Here is a 6,518-nt window from a genome sequence, read left to right as displayed (position 1 = left end):
CCAGCGCGGTGGCCGGCACGGCGATCTGGCGCACGTCGTCAAGCGAGACCCGCAGCGGGCGGCCCGGCGCAACCAGGTCACGCCCGTCATAGCGGGCCAGCATCAGCGCGAGGGCAGCGCGCACCTCGGGCCTGCCGGCGGTCAAGGGATGGGCCAGCCACAGCTGTCGCAGGTCATCGAGCCGGCCGGCGCGGGCCAGGTCTGCCATCTCGGCAATCGGCACCGCCTCGGGCGTCACCGCCAGCGTGATGTCCAGCGGCGCACCGATCACGACGAGCCGATCAAGGCCGGCGGGGCGCTGTGCAGCATGCCCCAGCGCCACCTTGCCGCCCTGGCTCAGCCCGACGAGATGATAACGCGCCAGCCCGAGCGCATCTGCCACGCGGGCGACGTCGGTCGGCTCCTCGGCGAGGTCGGGCGGTGCGGTCGATTGGCCGAAGCCGCGGCGGTCCACCGCCACCAGCGTGAAGCGGTCGGCCAACGCGCCCTGCCCGCGCCATTGGCGGCGATCCAGCGTCCAGCCATGCCAGAACAGGATGGCAGGGCCAGACCCTGCCACCTCCACCACCAGCTCACCGCCGGGCACGGCGATGCGCTGCACCTGCCCGCCGGCGAAGGCGCCATCGGCGGACAGCGCCGCGGCCCGGCTCATGCCCTTACGCGGCGTGGCGATAGGGATTGTTGTTGCGGCGGTCGCCGGCCAGCCAGCGCTTCAACTCGGCATGGGCGGTGGCGCGGCGCTCGGCATCGATGGCCGGTTCCAGCGCGCCCGGCGTGTCGCAGGTGAACTCGATGATCATGCCGTTGGGATCGGTGACATAGACCGACCGGCAATAGCCATGGTCGAGCACATAAGTGGCCGGCTCGGTGATGCCGGCCGCCGCGATGCGCTGTTCCAGGTCCGCCTGCGTGTCGGCATCGACGTGCAGGGCGACATGGATGAACGGGCTCGACGGGATCTCGGGGCCGAACTCGGCCTGGTCATCCGGGTCCGCGAACTGGAAGAAGGCGAGGCACGAGCCGTCGTTCAGCTCGAAGAAGACATGGCAATAGGTGCGCAGCTTGCCGAACAGCTCGTCCTGTTCCGTCCAGGTGGCGATCAGCGGCAGGCCGATCACATCCTCATAAAAGGCGCGCGTGGCCTCCAGGTCCTTGGTCACATAGGCGGTGTGATGCAGCCGGTTCGGGCGACGGGTGATGGTCATGATCGCTTCCTCCTCCCCTGAATGATACTCGGCCGAACAGCTCAGCCAAACAGCTTCTTGGCAATTTCGGCGGTGTGGCGACCCTGGAAACGGGCGCCGTCCAGCTCGTTGGCCGACGGCTGGCGGCTGCCATCGGCGCCGGCCAGCGTTGAGGCGCCATAGGGTGTGCCGCCGCTCACTTCGCTCATGATCGTGTTGCCGGCAAAGCTGTAGGGCAGGCCGACGATGATCATGCCATGGTGCAGCAGCGTGGTGTGGATGCTGGTGAGCGTGGTCTCCTGGCCGCCATGCTGGCTGGCCGTGGACACGAAGGCGCCGCCGACCTTGCCGACCAGCGCGCCCTTGGCCCACAGGCCGCCGGTCTGATCGAGGAAGTTGCGCATCTGGGCCGCCATGTTGCCGAAGCGGGTGGGCGTGCCGATGATGATGGCATCATAGTCACCCAGCTCGTTCGGGTCCGCGATGGCGGCGGCCTGATCGGTCTTGAAGTGGAAGGCTGCTGCCGTTTCGGCCGGCACCAGTTCCGGCACCCGCTTCACGTCAACGGTTACGCCTTCGACACTGCCCGCGCCCTCGGCCACCGCCGCCGCCATGGTCTCGATATGGCCATAGCTGGAATAGTAGAGGACGAGAACGCGGGCCATCAGTGTCTCCGGACGATCAGAAGTTGAAGCTGGCTTCGATGCCATAGCGGCGCGGGCGCGCCTTGAACACGAAGCCGCCGGGCGAGAATTCGGCGTTGTAGATCTCGTTGAACAGGTTCTGGCTGAACGCCGTCACGCTGAAGCGCTTCGACGACACACCCAGGCGCATGTTGACCAGATCGACCGGGTTGCGGCTGGTGCTGTTCTCGACGTCCCACCAGGTGCGGCCGATGCGATTGTAATCGACGCGCCAGTTGAGGTCGAGCGTGTCGGTGATCGGCCGGGTGTAGTTGATGCCGGCGTTGAGCGTGTAGCGGCTGATCAGCGGCAGTTCGTTGCCGATCCGTGTCGCATCCGGGAAGCTCTTGATATTGCTGTCGGTGAAGCCCAGGCCAACGTTCAGGTCGAGGCCCTGCATCGGCCGCAGAGTCAGGTCGGCTTCGAAGCCCTTGATCTGCGCCAGCGGCACGTTGCCCAGGTTCTGGGTGGAGTTGGCCGCGAGGAACACGAAGAAATAGCTGTTCTCGGTGCGGGTGGTGAAGGCGGCGGCGTTGAAGGTCAGCAGCCGGTCATCGGTCTGCGTCTTCACGCCGACTTCCCAGGTCTCGGCCACTTCCGGCTGGAAGATGTCGGAGACGCCGACAATGCCGTTGCCCGACGCCACCGAACCGACGCCGGTCTGGTTGAAGCCGCCGGAGCGGAAGCCACGGCTCCAGCCGCCATAAAGCGTCACATTGTCCACCGGCTTGTACGACAGGGTGAACTTGGGCTGCCACGACTGGAACTGGCGACGGCGCACTTCGCCGGTCACGCCCTGCGGGAAGCCGGGCACGTTGGGCAGGAAGGCGGTGGGCGTCAGCGTGGTGTTGCGGCGGGTGTCGCGGTCATAGCGCAGCGAGCCATCGAGGCGCAGCTGGTCGGTGATCTTCCAGCTGGCGTTGGCGAACACCGCCCAGGCGAAGTTGCGCTGGCCATCGGCGAGGAAGCTGAACTGCGGATTGTTGCCCGTCAGGCGCGGCTCGCGGAACACCGGGAACACGCCGGCGCCGGTGTCAACCATGTTGCCGGTGGAGATGAAGCGGTTGGTGCCCACCATGTAGGTGCCGAGCGTCAGCTCGACCGGCCAGCTGGTCGGCGATTCATAGCGCAGTTCGTTTGACCAGGCATCGACTTCGAGGAACTGGCTCTGGTTCAGGTCGAACCCGAAGAACTGGAAGAACAGCGATTCCTCGATGGGCAGGAAGTTGAAGGCGTCGCCGGTCAGCACTTCGGTCAGCCGGTCATAGCTGGTGACGTTCTGGATCGCACCGAAGTCGCCTTCGTAGCGGACCTTGACGGCGGCGTTCCAGATCTCGCGGTCGTTCTGGCCGCGGTTGTTGACGCGCACCGGCAGCGAGGTGTCGTTCACATCGTTGACGATGTTGAAATAGAGCGCCTGCGTCTGCAGGTTCGAATAGGCGACCCGCAGATCAAGCTCGAAGCCCGGCTCCGGAGTCCACAGCAGATTGCCGCGCAGGTTCAGATCCTTGATCGGATCGGCCTTCTCGTTGAGGAAGGTGTTCTGGATGAAACCATCGGTGTCATACCAGCTGCCGGCGAGGCGGAACTTCAGGTTCTCGGCGACCGGGCCCGACAGGTTGCCGCGCACATAATAGCCAAAGCCATTGTCGATGCCGGCGGTCATCTTGCCGGAGAATTCGTCGGTCGGCGCCTTGGAGCGGATGACGATGGCGCCACCGATGGCGTTGCGGCCCCACAGGCCGCCCTGCGGACCCTTCAGCACTTCGATCTGCTCGATGTCGAACAGTTCCTGGTTGAACTGCGCCGGGTTCACCTGCTGGATGCCATCGACGATGACGGCCACCGACGGCTCGCTGTTGCGGGCCTGGGTGATGCCGCGGATGATCACGAAGGCGTTGCCGGCGTTCTGGGTCTGCACCAGGTTGACGTTGCTGGTCAGCGCGATGAAATCGGCCGGGCGCTCGATGCCGGCGGACTGGATGGTGGCAGCGGTGAAGGCGGCCACAGCGGCCGGCGTGTTCTGCAGCGTGTCGGCACGGCGGGTGGCGGTGACGATGATCTCGCCGCCGTCTTCGGCCGCAGCGGGGGCCGCGTCCTGGGCGAAGGCCGGCAGGGCCGCAGCGGCCATGGCCGTGGTGATGAGCAGGCGCGCGATGGCGCGGTTGGCAATGATCATGATCGTCTCCCCTGGTGCCGGGTCCGGGTCCATGCCCCGGCCCCATGCGGAACCCTCGTCACCTGCCAAACGTGGCGGATGACGCTGTGCTGGGGGCCTTAGACTTTCGTCATGCGAAGTCAAGTTCGATATGCGAAGATGACACGGCCGTTTCGCCGCACCACGCGCGCCCTTCCAAAGCACCAGCGCGAAACGCTTCAAAAAGCGCGAAAAACCCGTAACAATCGCTGCAAACCCTGTCAAAACACCCGAAAACCTGCCGCAAAAACCTGCAGAACCGTGTCATTTCGAGCACACACGGAACGTGCCGGCGCGGTCAGGCCCCCTGCAGGCTGCGAGCCAGCTTGGGGAAGCGGCGCAGCTCGGCCGCGATGGCGCCAGCGGCGGCCTGCAGCAACGGCAGCCGGGTGCGCACCAGCTCGTCCTGGCTGATGCGGGTGGTGGAGGTGGAGCAGTTGATGGCCGCCACCACCTTGCCAGTGGCATCGAACAGCGGCACCGCCACCGAGACGATGCCATAGTCCAGTTCATCAAGCGCGCTGTCGTAGCGCCGATCGACAACGCTCTTCAGGCGAGCGCGAAACCCGTCCGCATCACTGATGGTCCGCTCGGTCAGGCGCGGCAGCGGCGCCTCGGCCAGAAAGGCCTCGATCGCCGCTTCGCCCTGGAAGGCCAGCAGCACCTTGCCCATTGACGTGGCGCTGAGCGGAAAGCGGGTGCCCACCCCGGCGCCAATCCGGATCCGGCGGTTGGACGGGATGTGGACGACATAGAGGATCTCGCGCCCCGACCGCACGGCCAGGCTCACCGAGTCGCCGGTCTGGGCCGACAGCGCCTGCAGCGGCGGCACCGCCACCGTCTCGATGTTCATCGAACTCAGATAGGCCGAGCCAAAGGCCAGCACTTCCGGCGTGAGCAGGAAACGCCGCCCGTCTTGCCTTATATAGCCCAGCGATACCAATGTCTTGAGGCAGCGCCTTGCCACAGCTGGCGACAGGCCAGTGGCCGCCGCCACATCCACCAGCGCCATCTCTGGCCGGCTCGCATCGAAGGCGCGCAGCACCTTCAGGCCCCGTTCCAGGGTGGAAAGATACTCGGGGTCCTTGGGCACAGCCATTGGCATGGCTTGGCAGGGAGAGGCCGGCGCGGTCAACTATTCCGCGGCCTGAGCCGGTCGGCCCAGCACCGCCTCGTTGTCCTGCCCCAGCAGCGGCGGTGCGGTGACCGCCAGGTTGCGCTGGCCATCGAAGGAGAGCGGCGAGCGGATGGTGCGGAACAGGCCCATCGGGCCGCTGGTCCGCACCTCCAGCTGGAGATGCTTCGCCTGTTCGTTCTCAAGCACTTCCACAGTGGTCGCCACCGGCGCCGACGGCACTTCCAGTTCGCGCAGGCGGGCCAGCCAGTCCGGCCGCGTGCGCGCCGCGAAGATCGGCGCCAGATAGGCGACCACGTCTTCATAATGGGCGATCCGGGCATCGCGGCTGGCAAAGGCCGGTTGCGCCAGCATGTCCGGCCGCTCCACGGCCAGCGCCAGATTTTCCCAGAACTTGGGCGGCGAGCTCATGTGCAGGGCCAGCCACAGGCCGTCGCTGCACTGGAACACATAGGATTGCGAGACGTGCGGGCGGCTGTAGGGCCCCATCACCTGGTCAGCGGCGAAAAGATGTGTGAAATCATCGAGGTTGAAGTGCGCCATGGCCTCGAACATCGAGGTTTCAACCAGCCCGCCCTGCCCGGTCTGCTGCCGGCGATAGAGCGCGGCCAGCACGCCCTGCGCGGTGTAGAAGCCAGTCATGGCATCCGCGATCGCCGGGCCGACGACACGCGGATGTTCAGGGTTCACCAGCAGGCGCAGGAAGCCGCTGGCGGCCTGGGCCACGGTGTCGAACGCCGGCCGGTCGGCATCGGGCCCGCTTGCGCCAAAGCCCGAAATACTCGCGTAAACAAGCCGTTCGTTGATGGACTTCAGGCGCTCGAAATCGACGCCCAGCTTTTTCGCCACGCCGGGACGGAAATTCTGGATGAACACATCGGCCTCGCCCACCAGCGCATCGAAGGCCGCCAGGTCATCCGCGCCGCGGGTGTCGAGGGTGATCGACTGCTTGTTGCGATTGTAGGTCTGGAAGTGCGGGCTGTAGAGCGAGCCCTTGTAGGCCCGGAACGGGTCGCCACTGCCGGGCTGCTCCACCTTGATCACCCGGGCGCCCAGATCGGCCAGCAACATGCCGGCGCACGGCCCGGTGATGAAGGTGCCCATTTCCAGCACCGTCACCCCTGCCAGCGGCAGTGCACTTGCCTGATCCTGCATCTGTCGCGTCCTCCCAGCCTTGAATTTGCCCGTCCGGCACCGGAAACTCACCGTTTGCGCCCGGTTTTGCACCAGTTTCGCGGCCAATTGGCGCGATCCGGAGCCCAAAACGCGCTGGTTTCGCCCGCCCGATTGCCGACCGTTGCCACGCACACCGGCCCCGG

Annotated in this window: 6 protein-coding genes; all 6 read right to left on the bottom strand. The window is 66.2% G+C overall.

Going from position 1 to position 6,518, the window contains the following annotated elements; translation table 11 throughout:
- The coding region (locus GJV64_RS00260; protein WP_164155296.1) for an alpha/beta fold hydrolase at window positions 1–652 on the bottom strand (652 nt) is incomplete at its 3' end.
- 4 nt (window positions 653–656) lie between these two features.
- A complete protein-coding gene (locus GJV64_RS00255; protein ID WP_164155295.1) occupies window positions 657–1,205 on the bottom strand; it encodes a VOC family protein in 549 nt (182 codons plus the stop codon).
- A gap of 41 nt (window positions 1,206–1,246) precedes the next feature.
- Window positions 1,247–1,849, bottom strand: a complete 603-nt coding sequence (wrbA, locus tag GJV64_RS00250) for an NAD(P)H:quinone oxidoreductase (RefSeq protein WP_164155294.1) — start codon at window positions 1,847–1,849, stop codon at window positions 1,247–1,249.
- Between the two features lie 16 nt (window positions 1,850–1,865).
- Complete coding sequence (locus tag GJV64_RS00245) at window positions 1,866–4,046, bottom strand: TonB-dependent receptor (RefSeq protein WP_164155293.1); 2,181 nt, start codon at window positions 4,044–4,046, stop codon at window positions 1,866–1,868.
- A gap of 316 nt (window positions 4,047–4,362) precedes the next feature.
- Entirely contained in the window at window positions 4,363–5,163 is an 801-nt protein-coding gene (locus GJV64_RS00240; RefSeq protein WP_164155292.1) for an IclR family transcriptional regulator domain-containing protein, read from the bottom strand.
- A gap of 36 nt (window positions 5,164–5,199) precedes the next feature.
- Window positions 5,200–6,354 carry a CaiB/BaiF CoA transferase family protein gene (locus GJV64_RS00235; RefSeq protein ID WP_164155291.1) on the bottom strand — a complete coding sequence of 385 codons (1,155 nt, stop codon included), beginning with the start codon at window positions 6,352–6,354 and terminating at the stop codon, window positions 5,200–5,202.
- Between the last annotated feature and the right edge of the window lie 164 nt (window positions 6,355–6,518).

This window comes from Sandarakinorhabdus rubra (assembly GCF_010994245.1).
GTDB classification, from domain to species: domain Bacteria; phylum Pseudomonadota; class Alphaproteobacteria; order Sphingomonadales; family Sphingomonadaceae; genus Sandarakinorhabdus; species Sandarakinorhabdus rubra.
Note: the sequence above shows the minus strand (reverse complement) of the source record. Positions and strands in the feature narration are given on the sequence as shown.